Consider the following 17723-nt stretch of genomic DNA (forward strand, 5'->3'; position numbering starts at 1 on the left):
TTAGTTCATAGGCAATGGAGGATTAGGTTAAAGGGTCAGTCAGAATTTCTTTCGGTATATCAAATATTTCTTCCGGCTTAAATGCCGCATCCGTCACCGGAGATCACGATGCCGCCCATCGTCGGCTCGTAATGCGCGCCGATCGCCTGACAAATGCTGTTGATCCGTTCCACGAGCGTTTCCCCACGGAACGAAGTGATAATGCGGCATTCGCCCAGCAAGCGCTCGTCGAACCGGATTTTGATGCCGTAAATGCTTTCCAGCTCTTTAAATACCTCTGTCACAGGCGCATCCACAAATACCTGCTCGCGCAAGTCGGTGCCCTGGGCCACCACGCCGAGGTCGGTGAGATGTGCTTTTTCCAATAAGTGATTGGTGCGATCGAAAACGACCTGCTCGTGCATGGTGAGCATTACACCGGGAATGGGCTGTGTGTCAGTAGTTTTGGGAAGATTAAATTCTTCAACCCTGTGAACGGATACCTTTCCGCTTTTTACACTCACTTTCACCTGCTTGTCGCCCGGGAGGGCAGTTACGCGGAAGCGCGTTCCCCATACCCTGGTCACCGTTTCTCCGGCGTACACCAGGAACGGTTTGCCGTCGTGCGCCACTTCGAAGAATGCATCGCCGGTGAGGGTTACCTTGCGGCTGTCGCCGGAGAATGTTTCGGGAAACTGCAAGGCGCTTCCCGGGAAAAGGGTTACAATGCTGCTGTCGCTCAGCATGAGCGTCTGGATGTGCGGCGTATTATTGTTTCGGGAAAGCGTGCGGCTGGCTGCCTGTGCGCCGGGTTCGCCGCTGCGAAGCGGTTTCCAGTCATGGCGGTAGCTCCACAATGCAAACCCCAATGCGGCCACGAGCACCGCCGCCGCGCGCCACCAGTAGTGGAGGAATGCGGGTTTGGCAGGCCGGGGTGCATCTTCCAGCTCATCGAGCCTTCCCACGAGCTGCCCTACCCGATGCGCCACTTCCTCCTGGGAAAGCTGCGTGTGATAGCGCTGTTCCAATGCGATCACGATCATCCGCGCCTTTTCGTACCGGTCGCGCTGGTCGGGGCTGGCGGCTGCCCACGATTGCCAGAATGCAGCCGACTCGCGGTCGGGGTTCAGGATCGCATGCCGGAAATAATCGTCCCGGGCCAGCTCTTCAATGGTGTAGGCACTGTAATCGTACATGGGCAGCGGACATCAGTAAGGTGAAATGTGTCGTCGACCCGTGCGTCTGCATCTTAGGGTCACCTTATAGTCCGCATTGCCGCATGACATACCCAGCAGAATTCAAAAATTTTTTAAAAACTTTATATAAACCGCAAAACCGGCTCAAAAAGGGGGATTTTATTGAGGAGAAAATAGAAAAATGAAGGAGATCAGGAAAGCGATCGTCCAGCTTTCCTTTAATTTTTTGAGGGTGCGGTGGAGCAGATTAGCCACACTCTGGCGCGTGAGGCCCATAATTCCGGAAATCTCGTCGAATTCCAGCCCCTGGTAGAAGCGCAGGTAAACGATTTCCTGCTGGCGGGTGGTAAGTGTTTCCAAAACAGCGCTCAGCTGCCTGATCTGCGCTGTTTCCTCTTCATTCAAAACAATCTGCGACTCGATCGAAATATCCGCTCCGGCGACAAACTGCACGTCCTGCGGCTGCTTGAAACGCCGGAGCCGAATGCTTTCCTTGAAGATCTTGTTGCGAAGCGCCCGGAGCAGGTAGGTTTTAACAAAATCGGTTTTGGACAAAAACGCACGCCGCTCCCACAGTTCAAGAAAAAGCTCCTGAATGCAGTCCGACACGAAATCTTCATCGTTATTCAGATTCAGCCCGTAATTATAAAGCAGCTGATAATAATGCAGCGCAATCTGCCCGAACGCTTCTTTATCGCCCGCCCTGAATTTGTCCCACAACACCTCGTGCGAAACCGGCTGCGCTATGTGGATCGTATCGTTCAAGGGCTCGGGGGTTTAATGCATTATGCCACGTTCTCTACCATTTCAAGCTTGGCTTTCACCAGTTCGGTGATTTTGCAGGTGGCTCTCGGGAACACCTTCCGGAGGTCGATATCCTCGTTATAGGTGAGTTCGTTTTTGAGGGAAGCCATGAAAATGTTCTTGATCTCGGTCGCCAGGTTCACCTTGCAGATGCCGTTTGAAATAGCGCGCTGCACCTGGTCGTGCGGGACGCCCGAGCTGCCGTGCAGCACGAGGGTAGCGGCTGTTTTTTCGGCAATACGCCGGAGCAGGTCGATGTCCAGCTTCGGTTCCTGCTTGTAGAAGCCATGCGCCGTGCCGATCGCCACCGCTAATGCGTCCACGCCCGTTTCTTCTACAAACGCCGCCGCTTCGTCGGGCTGGGTGAAGCCGGTACTCTCGTGCGACTGGCCCAGTTTGGCTACATACCCGAGCTCCGCTTCTACGTGTACATCATACCGTTTGGCACGCTCGACGACCTCGCGGGTGAGGCGCACATTCTCTTCGAACGACAGCTCGCTGCCGTCGATCATCACCGAGTCGAAGCCCGCGTCGAGGCAGCGCTGCACCAGCTCCACCGAGCCGCCGTGGTCGAGGTGTATCCATCCTTCCACGCCGAACTCTTCCAGGCCGTTGCGTCCCAGGTTGACGGCCGTTTTCAGGCCCATATAGTCGATCGAGCTTTGCGTTAGTTGGAGGATCAGCGGCTGCTTCATGTCCGCAGCCGCCTGCAACACGCCGTGAAGGGTTTCCAGGTCGTAGTAATTGGTGGCCAGCAAGCCTTTTTTGAGCTGCGTCAGTTGCCTTAGTTTATCTTTCAGTTTCATGGAAGGCTTAATTCTATTCCCCAGAGTTCTTGAATATGTTCGCTTAGCTGTTGGCGGTTATCGAATGCGCCGGTGCCCCCGGCGGCTGTGGTGTTGAGCGCGCCCATGAGGTTGCCCTCGCGGAGGCATTCTTCGAGGCCCGCGCCGGTCATGTATTTGCGGATAAATCCGGCATTGAAAGAGTCGCCCGCGCCGATGGCATCCACAAACTGCTTTCCTTCGAAGGCGGGCGCCATCATCTGCTGGTCGCCGCGCACGCCCATACTGCCTTTGCTGCCCATTTTGAGGGCGAGCGTATTCAGGTAAGGTCTTATTTCTTCCAGGGCGCTATTTATCGACTCGGCGCCCGTCAAAGCCAGCAATTCCGATTCGTTGGGCATAAACACATCCACATAAGGCAGGCAGCGGGCGTAGTCGAATGCCCATTGCTCGGCCGGGTCCCATTGCAGGTCGAGGGAGGTGGTCATACCGGCGGCTTTGGCGCGGATGAGCAGCTGTTCGATGTCCCTGAGGATGCCCTGTTGGAGAAATACGCTCGATACATGCAGGTGCTGGTAAGCCGAGGGTGTTTCAAATGGGATATCGTGGAGGGTCAATGCATGCATGGCGCCGGGAAAGGTCACATTGGCGCGGTCCTGGCCGTAGCTCATCACGATGGTACAGCCGGTTTTCTGGCCGGGGATTTGCTTTACGCGCGCACAGTTCACCGATTTGCGTTCCAGCTCGCGGAGGATGAACCCGCCGAAATCGTCGTCCCCGACCACCCCGCAAAACGTGGTGTCCACGCCCAGCGCGGCGCTGTTGGCCGCCATAATGGCCGAGGAGCTGCCGAGGCACACATTCATTTCATCGGCGATCGTCTCTTTGCCCAACTGCGGGAAAGCGTGGATCTGGTTTAAGATAAGGTCGACGTTAAGTTCTCCTACGACGAGTAGTTTTCCGTTTGACATGTTCATTCCTGATAAATGTTCACCCCCTGCACCACCCGGCTGATCGAGCCGGAAGTGGATGGGCTGTCGGGGTCGATACCGGCATGCAGGGCGCTGTAATAGCCCAGCAGCTGGCCCACGAGCGTCGCCGCGATCATCTGATAGGCATTGTCGGGATCGATCTCGGGCACGATGCGGCTGCTATGCGGCAATGCCAGTTCCTCCGCACCGCCGATTTGCAGCGACTCGATGCCCCGCGCGTCCCGCCCGATCTCTCCGGCCAGGTCGCGCTCGTAGCGCATCACGTGCGGGTTTCTCGAAAACAGGTACACGATCAATGTATTTTCATTCACAAATGCCCGCGGCCCGTGCCGGAAACCGAGGAAGGAATCCGACATGCATACCTGCCTGCCGTCCGTCAGTTCGAGCAGTTTCAAATGGCATTCCCGCGCAATGCCGAGCATTTCGCCCGACCCCAGGAACACCACCCGCTCGAAACCTTTCAATACCAGGCTTTCCAGAAGAAACTGGTTTTCCAGAATCAGTTTCCCCTGTTCGACGATCCGCTGTACTTTCGGGAATTCGCTCTTAATATCGGCGGCGTGGGCCACGAGGAGCACGCTGAGCAGCATACAGGTAAAACTGCTTGTCATGGCGAGGCTTTTGTCGTTCGTGGCCTCGGGCAGAACGATGCAATATGCTTTGTCAGGGTTGACCGCGGCGGTACCGGCCAGTGCGCCTTCACCGTTGCAGGTGATGATGAGGTGATATATCTCGTCGCAGCAGGCATTGGCCAGCCGCACCGATTCCACACTCTCGGGACTGTTGCCCGACCGTGCGAATGAAATCAGCAGCGTGGGTACGGGCCGGATAAAGACCGTATCGGGCTGCGTGACGATTTCCGTCGTCGGCACCGCCTGCACGGGTCTGCGCCAGGCTTTCTGCAAGGTTCCCTGCGCCGCGTCCCCGATAAAGCCCGAGGTGCCCGCGCCGGTAAGAATTACCCGCACATTGCCTTTTTCCAAAACCGGCCGTAAAAAGCCTTCGATCGCCGCACTTTGGCCGCTGATCAGGTCATATACTTCCTCCCAGAGTGCGGGTTGCGACAATATTTCTCTTCGCGTGTGTATATCTCCGCTGGTTTCGGGCTCGTCCGTCCCATTTTTGATTTGGTTCATTCCCACAAATTCAGAGGGTGGTAGTTAGGAAAATTTGAAAGTAAGATCAATGGCGATTCAAATTAAACATCATAAAACGAAAGTAAAAAATATTACTAAACCTTTCTTTTAATTTATTTAATCTTACCCCTATCTTGCGAGAAATATTTTGGTGTATTTTAAGGTGACCACCAGCTCCTAACCCGCTTTTATGACCCCGACAGAACAAAAGGCCCCGCCGCAAGGACTTGTAATCGACGATTTGAGTAAAATCCGAAAGGCAGGTACGCCGCTCTTGTCGCCTGATGACCGTTTCCTCGCCTACCACGTGGCAGTGGCCGATTACGATGCCGATGAACGATATGACCTGATCATGGTCACACCGGCGGACCAAACCGCGCCCGTGACCATCGCCCGCGGCATTGCGCACGGCTGGTCGCCCGACGGCCGGGAGCTGCTCTACGAAACCGCGAACGGTGAACTACATATATATACAGTAAGCACCGCAGCCAGCCGTTTACTGACGCGGCGGTCGGAATCTGCCTACTTTATCAATCACCTTGCCCTGAACAATTGCATCTGGTCGCCGGACGGACAGTCCATTGCGTTCGTGGGTGCCGACGTCCCGGAAGCCCCGGAACCGGCCGTGCGTGTGATCGACGACCTGCTTTACAAGTCCAAAGGCGGACGCGGCAGGCCCATTTACGCCGACCGCGCACAAACGCACATTTACCGCATACCGGCCGCAGGAGGCGCCCCGGAGCCACTCACATCCGGGCCATTCAACGAACATTCCACCACCTGGTCGCCCGACGGCCGGTATATTGCATTCGTCAGCAACCGGACCGACCGCCCCGACGACATCCAGCAGAGCGAAATCTGGAAGGTCGATATTCATTCCAAAGCGATCACGCCACTTTCCGACCATCGGGGCCTGGCCTACCAGCCAGCCTGGTCGCCCAAGGGCGGGCACATCGCATTCCTGGCAACGCCGGGGCAGACAGGCACCAACGACAGTCCGGCCGAGGATACGCACATCGCATTGATCCCCGCTGACGGCGGACAAATGCGCTATCTGACCAAATCACTGGACCGCCGCATCGAGCACCTTCGCTGGCACCCTTCGGGAAAGTACATCTACTTCACCGCAGGCGACCGGGGTGACACCTCGGTTTACCGGGTAAGCATTGAAAATAACCACATTGAAACGGTGCAAGGGGGCAAAGGCTGTATCTCAGAGTTCTGCCTGACTGCGCAGGGCGAGGATATGGTTTTTATCAAATCCAACACCCATTTCCCACCGGAGCTTTTCCGAACAAAGAACAAAGGCGCCGTCGTGGAGCCCGTCACGCAGGAAAACGCCGCATGGCTGTCCACGAAAGCGCTGCAACCGGCTGACCCATTCTGGTTTGAGAGCTTCGACGGCATGCAGGTGCAGGGCTGGCTGATGAAGCCGGTCGCATTCGATCCGTCCAGGAAACATCCGTTGATCCTCGTCATCCACGGCGGGCCGCACAATATGTTCGGGCACGACTTCGACGAGCGGTTTCATTTGCTGTCGCAGGCTGGCTACGCGGTCGTTTACATAAACCCCCGGGGCAGCCACGGTTATGGGCAGGCGTTTTCGAAAGGCACGCTCATGAACTGGGGCGGCGGCGATTACCAGGATCTGATGGCGGGCGTGGATTACATTTTAGCCCAAAATCCCTGGCTGGATGCTGACAATCTGGGCGTTACCGGGCAAAGCTACGGCGGATACATGACCAACTGGATCGTCACCCAAACCACGCGTTTCAAAGCGGCCGTGACCGACGGCGGGCTGAGCAACCTCGTCAGCTTTTCGGGCACCTCGTTGTACCACTCGCTGATGGAATCGGAATTCGGCGGGCGTGCTTACGACCGTTTCGATCTGTTGTGGAAATGGTCGCCGCTGCGCCATGTGGTCCGCGTGACCACGCCGACGCTGCTTTTACACGGCGAAACGGACAACGAAGTGCCGTTTACCCAGGCCGAAGAAATGTACATCGCGCTCAGAAAGAAGGGCGTCGATACAATGCTCGTGCAATATACCGGCGAAGGCCACGGCTGGCGGCCGGAACTGGGCCCGCGCAACAAAGCCGACCTGAACCAGCGCATGATCGCCTGGCTGAATAAATACCTAACCCTTTAATGAAGAAAAAAGAACCTAATGAGCAGGAGTACAAACAGTTGGTTGATTTTTGTGATTATTCATGTCCTGTTTATCGGAGTATGGGGCGCTGTGATTGAAATGCCGGAAAAGGCAGGTTTTCCCGCCACGCTGGGCTATGTGGTGTGGGCACTCACGATGGTACCCGCTTCGCTGGCGGCATTGAAACTGAAAGGCTGGAAACTGGATTTCAACCGGAAGGCAATGCTTTGGGGCGGCCTGGCGGGGCTGTTGGGCGCCGGCGGGCAGCTGGTGCTTTTCTTTGTGCTGCGTATTGCGCCGGCCTACCTGGTGTTTCCGCTGCTTTCGCTCACGCCCGTGGTTACCATCCTGATGGCCGTGCTGCTGCTGCATGAAAAAACCGGCAAAATGGGCTGGGCAGGCGTTGTACTGGCACTGGTTTCGATTTTCATGCTCTCCTACCAGCCCGCCGGCGCGACGCTCGTGAGCGGGTACACCTGGATGCTGCTGACGGCCATTCCGCTGCTGGCCTGGGGCGCGCAGGGCTACGTGATGCGGTTTGCGAACGAGATCATGTCGGCCGAAAGCCTGTATTTCTACATGATGTCGACCTCGGTAATGCTCATCCCCCTCGCGCTGATGATGACGGATTTCAGTCAACCGATCCAGTGGGGGTTCAAAGGGCCCTATTTGTCGGCGATCATCCAGTCGCTCAATGCGTTCGGTGCGCTGTGCCTCGTGTATGCATTCCGGTACGGGAAAGCGATCATCATCGCGCCCATTACCACAGCCCTTTCACCGGTCCTTACAGTGGCATTATCGCTGGCATTGTACCAAACCATCCCCCATCCTGTAATCGTCGCCGGCATTGCGCTTGCTATTGTTTCGGCATTGCTGATGGGATTTGAAGAGGTGCACAGCTGAGCCTATATTTTTACAAAAGAAATGAATCGAAAATATTTTACTTTCAAATCATATCTTTTATAGAAATTCTTTACATTAGCATTCAGAAACCGACATTTACCTAAACCCTTTCCCATTGATACGCCATTTACCACTCTGGCTGCTCTGCCTGTGCGCAGCCCATGCCTTTGCCCAGCCCAAAGGCACTATCGACAAGCACATCGCCACGATCGAATACCCCGACTTTCCCGAGGCGCATTCCACCTGGGGCTCGATCGGGTATAATGCGGCTGCCAACACGGTGCACATAGGCGTTACCAACCACGCCAATAACATCGGCCTCTACACGTTCGACCCGGCGCAGCATGCCATGAAACTGAACGGCTTCATCCGCGATATGGCGCATTTGCGGCCGTATCAATGGCAGGGGAAGATCCATTCCAAAATCGTTGCAGGCCAGGACGGTACTATTTTCTTCTCGACCGACGGCGGCGAGTCACGCGAGGAATACCTGATGGAGCACCCGCAGGGTTATGCGGGCGGCTTTTTTATGCAATGGAATGCCAAAAGCGGATTGAAAAACCTCGGCATAGGCATGCAGTACGAGAGTATCAAAGACGTAGATATCGATCCCAAAACCGGGCTGCTGTACGCCGTTACCTATCCGCAGGCGCATTTCCTGGTGTATGATCCGGCCAGAAACAACCTCCGCGACCTCGGCCGGCTTGCCAGCTCGCACGTGCCGCGCGTGCTGTTTACTGACTGGTGGGGCAACTGCTATTATGTGGACTGGCGCCAGCGGCTCGTAAAGTATGAAAAAGACGCCGACAGCCTCGTATTTGCCCGAGAAGCCCTGCCCGCCTTCCCCGGAACGCCCGGCTCCAAAATCATCACCGGCGTGACGGCATATGCCAAAGACGAAGCCAAAGGCATTATTTACCTGATCACCTACGGCGCTAAGCTCATCGCATTCCACCCGGCAAAAGAAGGCATTGGCAAGGTGGAAGACCTCGGCGGCGTGATCGAAACCGGACAGGCGCCGGCCTGGGGGCCCTATGTGCCCAACCTGAATGTGGGCCGGAACGGAAAGCTCTACTACATCATCGGCGGGCACGGAAACTATGTGTTGAAAGACAAGACCGTGCTGGTGGAATACGACCCGGCTACGGGCAAAAAGACCATTTTGAAAGACTACCCGATCACCGCCATTACCGAGGCGACCGGCTCCGATATCCGGGACAAGGACGGCAACCTGTACTTCGCCGCCCGGCGCAACCAGTCGGGAAAAGGCGATGACACGCGCCCCTATCTGATCCAGTTCAACCCTGAAAAAGAAATCCGGAAATGAGAAAGCTCACCCAAAAAATACTGCTGCCCGCATTGCTGGTAACCTCCGCAGGCCCATTGCTGGCGCAATACACGTTTTTTACCCCCAAAGAGGCATTCGCCATCGAAGTTTCGCTGCCGAACAGCACCGAGAAGCGCCTGCCCATGTACCGCAACGCGATCACGTCACTCACCGTGCAAGGCGACCGGGTGCTCGGCGGAACGACGGCGAAAGAAGGCTTGTCGCCCTATCTGTTCATCGCCTCCATTTCGGGACGGAATGTGGTGGCGGTCCGGGATTTACAAGATATAGTTCCGGGACAAAAAGGCATTGCCACGGGGTTTTGCAAGGGGAGCAGCAATCAGCTCTATGCAGGCACCATGCCGCAGGCGGGGAAAGAACGCCAGGCGGGCCACCTGTTGCAGGTCGGCATCGGGCAGGGTAATGCTATCGAGGTTAAAGATTTGGGCGCTCCTGTGCCCGGAGAAGGCATTTTTGCATTACTGGCCAACCGGGATGGCTCCGAATTGTACGGCATCAGCTACCCAAGCGGGCGCTTTTTTACCTACACCATTGCCACTCAAAAAGTGCAGGTATTCGATGACCTCGTTCCTAATGAAAAAGCGCTGAAAAACTTCCATGATTTCGCTTCGGGACCGGAAGTTTACCTCTGCAAGGCGCTTGTGCAGGATAATAAGGGCCTGGTTTACGGCAGTGCGGCGGGTAACCGGATATTTGCGTTCGATCCTGCGAAAAAGCGCTTTACATTCCTGCAAACGCCCCTGCCGGCCGTGTGGGGCCGCGAGGTGCTGGGACAGGTGGAATCCTGGGCCAAATCGCCGGATGGCAAGCTGTACGGCGGCAACGCAGGCGACGGTCAGCTGTTTGTACTCGACCCGGCCACGCAAAAGATCAAAAACCTGGGCAAACCGATGATGATGGGCCGCTTGCAGGCATTGGCGTTCGGGCGCGATGGCAAGCTGTATGGCCTCGCTGGCGGTGCGCCGGGGTATTCGCATTTGTTTTGTTATGATGAAAATGCCGGTTTTGTGGACCTCGGCAATCCTGAATTCAAAATGGTGGCGCCGGGCATCGAGCAGGGCATTCTGTGGCGGGGCTTTCAGCTGGGCACACTGGCCGCTTCGGCGGATGGAAAATACATGGTCATGGGTGAAGATGAAGCCCTTAGCCAACTGATGATCTTTCCCGTAGGCCAATAAATGCAAAGAACATGATGAAATTTACCAAACTCCTCGCTTGTTTGCTTGCATTCACTGCATGGAACAACGCTTCCCACGCCGCCGATCCGTGGCGCCTGCGTGCATTGCCCGCGTCCGTACGCCTCGACCCCGTTTCGAATGAAATTATCGAACACCGTTTCAAAGGCGTGCCCGCTAAGCAAACGGGCAATCTGCTGGATAAGAACTGGATTTATGACGGAAAGCAAGTTTCGCTGCACGGCGCGCGCGGGGAATATGTGTCCTTTCAATTGGTATTGACCAACGAATCGGACGCGGAACTGACGGGCATTAAAATCGATATGACGCCATTCAAAAATGGAAGTGCGGAGCTTACGGCGAAGCCGGAGCTTTTCCTGGAATGGTCTGTGAATGTGCAAAGTACGAGCACCGGCTACCCGCGCGCCACCCTCGGAAAAGGCTGGTATCCCGATGCGCTGATCCCGTTCAAATACATTCAGACCGATTCGGCCAAAGTCCGCGGGCGCTGGGTGTACCCGTTTACACTGCCGGATTTTAACAACCGCATCGCAAACCAGCGTTCGCAGGTGATTTGGGTGGACCAATTCATTCCGGCGGGTGCAACACCTGCGCAGCCAGGTACTTACCAGAGCATCATGACAGTCACTATCGGAGGGCAAAAAAGGCAAATGCCGGTGAGCCTGACCGTCTGGGACTTTGAACTGCCGAACGAAAACCTGTTCAAAGCCAGCCTGCAACACGAGGGTTTCCTCAGCCGAATGGACGAAAAGCAGGAACTCGCTGTGTACCAGCTCTTCAAGCGCAACCGCATTTCACTTATGGACCCGACTTACGACCCGGAAATCCAGGTCAAAAACGGAAAGGTGGACATCCAATGGGAAAAGTTTGACAAACGACTGAAAAAATACCTCACCGGCGCGGCATTCACCGAGGCGCACGGCTACCAAAACGGCCCCGGCTACGGCGAGCCGCTCGAAACTTTCGCGCTGCCGTTCGACGTGTACGGCAAGCATGGCACCGCCGGCTGGCCCGATATCGGCAAGCCGGAAGTGGAGCGCAATGCGGCCAACCAGGCTATTTACACGAGCGCCATCCGGCAGGTGCGCCAGCATTTGCTACCGATGGTGAACCCCAAAAAGACGCTGCTGACGGTATACCTGAACGGCCTGGACGAGTCGTATTTCCCCGAAGCATGGTCGCGGATGGTGTTTTATGGGAATTTGTTCAAAAAGGAATATCCAGAAGCAAAATTCCGGGTGGATGGTGCGTACACCAAGCAAGCTATGGACGTGATTGGCAAGTCCATTACCGACTGGGCCTCGCACACGATCAACTACAACATCGACTCCGTAAAGCATTACCAGCAAATGGGCATCAAAGACTGGCTCTACGGCCCGATGCTCTACGAAGCGAAGCTGAACAGCTGGGTCGGCAGCTCTACGTTCATTGATTTACCATTAATCAGCGACCGGGCGATCAGCTGGTCGTGCTGGAAATACAAAACCTACTCCTGGATCAGCTGGGGCGTGGGCGCAGGCTGGGAACGTGGCTGGTACGATCCCGAATCCTGGAAGGATTTCTACAAGGAAGCCTCGGAGGCCGATGCGGAATTTACCTACCGGACATTCAATGGCAACGGCTCGGTGATTTACAAACCCGGCATGGTGCCGAACGTATCCGAACCTTGCCCGTCTATCCGCCTGAAAACCATGCGCGATGGCGTGCAGGAATACGAATACCTGCGCCTGCTCACTAAGCTCGACGGTAACCCGAAGCGCGCCGATGCATTGGTGGACCAGCTCATTAAGGAGCCGTTTGGCGATAAATCCATCGGTAACCTCGATGTATGGAGCTACGACCAGGAGCAATGGTACAAAGTCCGCATGGAGCTGGGCGAGCTGATTTCCAAGAGCAAAAAGTAAATTCTGACACCCTTCCAAAACCCGCATTTGAACGCGTGATTACCTTTTCCTCCATCTCCCTGTCGCCAGCCCATGCCCGGATGGCCGGTTTTATGCTGGCCATGCTGGCGCTATCCCCTCCATTGCACGCACAGCATGCCGGCATTTCGGAAAGAGTGCAGCCGATGAAGACCTACCCCTACTCCGACCCCAGCCCGCTGCCGGTAATGGGTATTGGGAAGAAAGTGGCGCCATTTTATCCATACAACGTTTTTGACGGCTATACCAACAAGAGTACGACGCAAAACTGGAAGATCGTGGAGCTGGAAAACCCGTACATCAAAGTGCAGGTGTTGCCCGAGGTAGGTGGTAAAGTGATGGGCGCGGTGGAGAAATCTACCGGCGAGGAATTTGTGTATACCAATCACGTGATGAAATTCCGCGCGATCGGTATCCGCGGCCCCTGGACGAGCGGCGGCATCGAGCACAACTTCGGGCTCGACCTCGGCCATGCGCCCTGGGCAGCCGCTCCGGTGGATTATGTGATGCAAACCAATGCGGACGGCAGCGTTACCTGCACCGTAGGCGGCCTGGACCTCGCCTCGCGTACGCAATGGCGGGTGAAAATTGTACTTCCGAAAGACAAAGCCTATTTCGAAACCCAAAGCCTTTGGTATAATCCCCTGCCCCTCCACGATGCCTATCTTTCGTGGGAAAACGCCGCATTCAGGGCTTCGGACGACATGCAGTTCTTTTTTCCGGGGACGCACCACGTAGGGCATGACGGCAATGCGAGTCCGTGGCCGTTGGATGAAAAGGGCGTGGATTTGTCTTATTACAAGAACAATAATTCCGGCGGCGACAAATCTTACCACGTCGTGGGGACGCATACCGAATGGTTTGGCGGCTACTGGCACGACCGCAAGTTCGGTTTCGGGCATTGGGCGCCCTACTCCGACGCGCCCGGCAAAAAACTGTGGATCTGGTCGCGCGCACGAGAAGGGGCGATTTGGGAGGATTTGCTGACCGATAAAGACGGGCAATACATTGAGGCACAGTCGGGTGTGACATTGAACCAGGCGGCGGAGCGCAGCGGGTTTCATAGTCCGTTTAACCAAAAATCACTAGGGCCGTATTATTCCGAAACCAAAACAGAATACTGGTTCCCCGTCAAAGGTTCCGGCGGGATGGCCGACGCCTCACCCTATGGCACGCTCAATGTGGTAGCGGGCGGGGATAGCCTGAAAATATACCTGAACCCTATTTCGGCCATTCGCGATACGCTGAAAGTGACTATGGGCGGGCAGACGGTCCATCGCGAACTGCTTTCGCTGAAACCGATGGATGTGTATTCAAAAGCGATTGCATTGCCGCAATCCGGGGCGAATGGTAAGCCCGTGCGCGTGGCCGTCGGCAACGACCGGCTGGTGTGGGCTTCACGTCCTGAAAAAGTGCTGGATCGGCCGCTGCTTTCCGCCGACAAACAGGATTTCCATTCGGCAGAACGGCTTTTTGAGCTGGCCGAGGATGAACATGCGATGCGCAACTTCGAGGGCGCGCGCCAGCGTTACCAGGCAGTTTTGGAAAAAGAAGCCACGCACAGCGGCGCATTGATCCGCCTGGCCGAGTACCATTACCGCAAAGGCGAATATGCGCAGGGACTGGATTTTGCCCGGAAGGTTATGGCCGAAAACACCTATCATGGCGGCGCCAACTACCTGTACGGCGCACTTCACCGCAAGCTCGGCGACCTCACCAAAGCGGAAGAAGCATTGTCCGTAGCGGCCTGGACGATGGAATACCGCTCCGGCGCCTACACGCAGCTAGCGGGCATTGCCTTACAGAAAAACGATTTTGAAAAAGCCGAAAGCGACGCGCGGAAAGCATTGGACTATAACCGCAATAACCTCGCGGCCTACCAGTTGCTCGGTACCGCGCTCCGAAAACTCAACAAACCGGAACAAGCCATCGAGACGTGGAAAGCATTGCTGGCTATCGATCCGCTGAGCCATTATGCGCATTTTGAACAATACCTGCTTGACCCGAGGCAGGCCAACCGCGCCACTTTCCAGGATGCGATCCGCAACGAGCTGCCGCATGAAACCTATCTGGAACTGGCGATGGACTATGTGAACCAGGGGCAAAATGCCGAGGCTAAGCAGCTCCTGGCGCTGGCCCCGGCGTACCCCACCGTTTCATACTGGCTGGCCTATCTTCACCGCGACTCGAATCCATCGGAAAGTAAAAAGCATTTGCAAAATGCCATTGCCATGTCCGCCGAGCGGGTTTTTCCATTCAGGACTGAGAGCATTCCCGTATTGATTTGGGCTGAAAACCAGCATTCCTCGTGGAAAAACCGCTATTATCTGGGGCTCATTTACTGGCATATCAGCGACAAGGAGAATGCCGGAAAGCAATTTGCGGCGTGCCAAAACGAGCCGGATTATGCGCCTTTTTACATGGCAAGAGGCATTTTATTCCAAAATGAAGCCCCGGGCAAGGCGCAGGCTGATTTTGTGAAAGCTAACCAAATGAACGCCAAAGAATGGCGCAGCTGGCATTACATTACCCAGTTTTATCATAGTCAAAAATCGGAGGAAAAAGCGCTTGAAAACGCCCGGAAGGCATTCGAGCGCTTTGCTGACAATCCCGTAATCGGTATCGACTACGCCAAATCGCTGCTCGATGCCGGGAAGTTTGAGGCGAGCTTAAAAATACTCGATAAAGTGCAGGTACTGCCACAAGAAGGCGCGCGGGAAGGCCATACTTTGTACGTGACGGCCCACCTGGCCAATGCATTGGCATTGGCAGAAAACAAGAAATACAAGGATGCATTGAAGTCGCTCGAAAAGGCCCGCCTGTGGCCGGAGCACCTCGGTACCGGCAAGCCGCACGAGCCCGACACCCGGCTGATCGATTACCTAGCGGCTTACTGCGAAGCGCAACTCGGCCATGCGGAAAAGGCGCGCCGGTACGAGCAGGCGATCGTCGATTATTCCCTGAATCCCGACAAGGCAGGCAACCGCAATGCATTCAGTAACTATTTGGGTGTGAACTTGCTGCGCAATGCCGGCAAGCAGGATGTGGCCGAAAAATACCTGAAAGGCTGGAAAACGGAACAGGATTCCTTGCGAAATTGGGAGCTTACCAAAGGCTCCGACGCGCCGGAAGTGCAATGGGTAATGGCCAGGGCCGAGGGTGACGACAGCCGCGCCGCGCAGCTTCAAAAAGAGCTGACAGCGACTAAAAAGTATAACATAACCAGCCTCTTTTTCAGGGCTCTTAACCTGGCAGCAATGCGCAAAAAGGAAGATCAGTAAGCATGATGATTTTGAAAAACAGCGTGATCATTTTGGGGAAAAACAATGGATATGCCAGGCGGCTGCTCGCCGGTGTGCTGCTGGTGGCGGCATGCATAAATGCGTACGCCCAGCCCGCGCGAAAGGCCATTATCGAAGACCGGACGCATTACAGCGAGGTTTTCAGGGAAACGCGCAACGTCCGTCTCATTCTCCCGCCCGATTACTACCAGCATCCCGAAAGGCGGTATCCGGTGATTTACTATTTCCACGGCAATGCGGGGCGGTTCAATGGCCCTGCCGAGGGCGAAGTTTCCCGCTCGGGCGAGGCGCGGTATTATGACGAGTTCAATGGCAACTACGAGCGTTGCGGGCCTGATTCGCTCGACAATTTCGCGACCTACGTAGCTGGTCATGATGTGATTATCGCCAAATGGGACGGCTATGTGCCGGCCCAATACCCGCGCCCTTACGACATCGCGCCGGTGAAGGAAGACCGGCAGTTTACCGACTACTTCCCCGAATTCGTGCGCTATGTCGATACGCATTACCGCACCCGGGCCTACCGCGAGGCACGGGCGGTTTCAGGGCTGAGTATGGGCGGGTTTATGTCGATGCTGGTGGCGTCCAAATACCCGCATTTGTTGTCCAGCGCTTCGTTTTTTTGCCCTTCGGCATCATTTACCGTCGGTCCGAAAGCGTTGCAGATTTACACGCCTTTCAAGGAAATGGGGCGAAATTTTGTGGGGTTGCCCATTCGGATGCATCTGGGCAGCAAGGATTTTCTGCGCCAGCACGACCAGGAAATAGATCAGGCGTATAAAACATTGGAACTGAACTACGAAAGCTGGCATTACGGCATCGGCTATTTCCGGGGATTTCATAATGCGGTCAATATCCAGTCCCAATTCGATTTCCACATGCATTACTTCCGCATGCCGCTCGCGAAGCCGGAAAAGTGGCACCATATTGATGTTTTTCCCAATTTTTCAGTCTGGAATTACGACGTGAAGTCCGACCGGAAAATCCCCGGTTTCACCATCCTCGACGACGTCCGGCGTGAAGGGTTTAGTTTACACACCAAACAATGGCTCCCCGATGGCCCGGCCGTCCCGAACCTGGCTGTGAACCTGACCAGCGACAGCATTTACCCGCCCAATACCCGTTTTGAGCTGATCCAGCTGGAAGTTACTTCCCGCAAAATCTCGCGCACCAGCGTAACCAGCGATGCCAAAGGCCGCATTCAATGGAATGGAACGGGTCTGCAAACCAATGTGGGGCTATACCTCACCGGCGATGCTGGCCATATCACGATGGCCACCTATACCCTCGACCGGCAGATGCCCGCCGTGGGCGACATTGTCACGCTGAGCCCGCTCCTGTTCAACAAAGGCGGCGCGGCGGTAGACTCCATTCGCATGGAGCTCATCGCGCAGGACGAAGAGGTGGAAGTAATGGACGTGGCAACGACCATTGGAAAAATTGCGCAGGGCGCATTGCACGAGAAGACCGGCTTTAAAATCCGCTCCCGCAATGCAAACCTCGACCGCGCCAAGCTTAAACTGATATTGACCTATAATGGCAAAAAAGACCAGTTTTTGCTCGAAGTGCCTTTTTATTCACCTCAATCCACCCTTGTGAATTTCAAAATCGCAGACGGCCAGAATGTGAACCTCGAACAGGAAAAGCAGACGCGCGTTGGCGAAGGAAACGGCAATGGAATCGCCAATCCCGGCGAGTGGATCAGCATTTTTACGAAATCGGACCTGGATTCCCTGCACGATTTCGGACTGCAATTGTATACCAAAGATCCGTATGTGGCAATGAGCAACCGGCGAATGTTGTTTTTCGGCCGAAACGACTGGTCGGGTGCGCAGCGGCTCACCTCGCAGGTTCAGATCAGGCCCGATTGCCCGGATGGACATGAAATCGCGTTTTACGGCATTTACGAATATCCTAAAACCGGCAACACACGCCGCGACAGCCACGGCGCGCATTCGTTCATCCGCGAAACGAAGCGGGTTTCATTTAAAGTGAAAGTGAAAAAATAGCG

Annotated in this window: 12 protein-coding genes; 7 read left to right on the forward strand and 5 right to left on the reverse strand. The window is 55.4% G+C overall.

Annotation, left to right across the window (positions count from 1 at the left end; translation table 11 throughout):
* Positions 1-77: 77 nt before the first annotated feature.
* From DFER_RS08400 to DFER_RS08420, 5 genes are all read right to left on the reverse strand, one after another.
* Entirely contained in the window at positions 78-1175 is a 1098-nt protein-coding gene (locus DFER_RS08400; protein ID WP_015811198.1) for a FecR family protein, read from the reverse strand.
* Positions 1176-1334: 159 nt separating this feature from the next.
* A complete protein-coding gene (locus DFER_RS08405; RefSeq protein WP_015811199.1) occupies positions 1335-1940 on the reverse strand; it encodes an RNA polymerase sigma factor in 606 nt (201 codons plus the stop codon).
* A 20-nt stretch (positions 1941-1960) separates the two neighbouring features.
* Entirely contained in the window at positions 1961-2785 is an 825-nt protein-coding gene (locus DFER_RS08410) for a class II fructose-bisphosphate aldolase (RefSeq protein WP_015811200.1), read from the reverse strand.
* On the reverse strand, positions 2782-3735 hold the full coding sequence (locus tag DFER_RS08415; protein WP_041736174.1) for a carbohydrate kinase family protein: 954 nt from the start codon (positions 3733-3735) through the stop codon (positions 2782-2784). Before DFER_RS08415 ends, DFER_RS08410 begins: the two co-directional genes overlap by 4 nt.
* Positions 3736-3737: 2 nt before the next feature.
* The gene (locus DFER_RS08420; RefSeq protein WP_015811202.1) at positions 3738-4892 is read right to left on the reverse strand and encodes an SIS domain-containing protein; all 1155 of its coding nucleotides are present in this window, start codon (positions 4890-4892) and stop codon (positions 3738-3740) included.
* 190 nt (positions 4893-5082) lie between these two features.
* Here DFER_RS08420 and DFER_RS08425 point away from each other — a divergent pair, with 190 nt between their 5' ends.
* The 7 genes from DFER_RS08425 to DFER_RS08455 all read left to right on the forward strand — a co-directional run bounded on the left by DFER_RS08425 (position 5083) and on the right by DFER_RS08455 (position 17721).
* Complete coding sequence (locus DFER_RS08425; RefSeq protein ID WP_015811203.1) at positions 5083-7041, forward strand: S9 family peptidase; 1959 nt, start codon at positions 5083-5085, stop codon at positions 7039-7041.
* 51 nt (positions 7042-7092) lie between these two features.
* Positions 7093-7944: an EamA family transporter gene (locus DFER_RS08430; RefSeq protein WP_229206209.1), complete on the forward strand. Its 852-nt coding sequence runs from the start codon at positions 7093-7095 to the stop codon at positions 7942-7944.
* Between the two features lie 115 nt (positions 7945-8059).
* On the forward strand, positions 8060-9271 hold the full coding sequence (locus DFER_RS08435) for a hypothetical protein (RefSeq protein ID WP_015811205.1): 1212 nt from the start codon (positions 8060-8062) through the stop codon (positions 9269-9271).
* Positions 9268-10470 (forward strand): NHL repeat-containing protein, encoded by a 1203-nt coding sequence (locus tag DFER_RS08440; protein ID WP_015811206.1) that lies wholly within the window; start codon positions 9268-9270, stop codon positions 10468-10470. The genes DFER_RS08435 and DFER_RS08440 overlap by 4 nt, the downstream gene beginning before the upstream one ends.
* An 11-nt stretch (positions 10471-10481) precedes the next feature.
* On the forward strand, positions 10482-12392 hold the full coding sequence (locus DFER_RS08445; RefSeq protein WP_015811207.1) for a glycoside hydrolase domain-containing protein: 1911 nt from the start codon (positions 10482-10484) through the stop codon (positions 12390-12392).
* 35 nt (positions 12393-12427) lie between these two features.
* Positions 12428-15691, forward strand: coding sequence for a DUF5107 domain-containing protein (locus DFER_RS08450; protein ID WP_187293441.1), 3264 nt, complete (start codon positions 12428-12430; stop codon positions 15689-15691).
* A 2-nt stretch (positions 15692-15693) separates the two neighbouring features.
* Positions 15694-17721 carry an alpha/beta hydrolase gene (locus DFER_RS08455; RefSeq protein ID WP_015811209.1) on the forward strand — a complete coding sequence of 676 codons (2028 nt, stop codon included), beginning with the start codon at positions 15694-15696 and terminating at the stop codon, positions 17719-17721.
* The last annotated feature ends 2 nt before the right edge of the window (positions 17722-17723 follow it).

Origin of the sequence: Dyadobacter fermentans DSM 18053 (assembly GCF_000023125.1) — a bacterium.
Lineage (GTDB): Bacteria > Bacteroidota > Bacteroidia > Cytophagales > Spirosomataceae > Dyadobacter > Dyadobacter fermentans.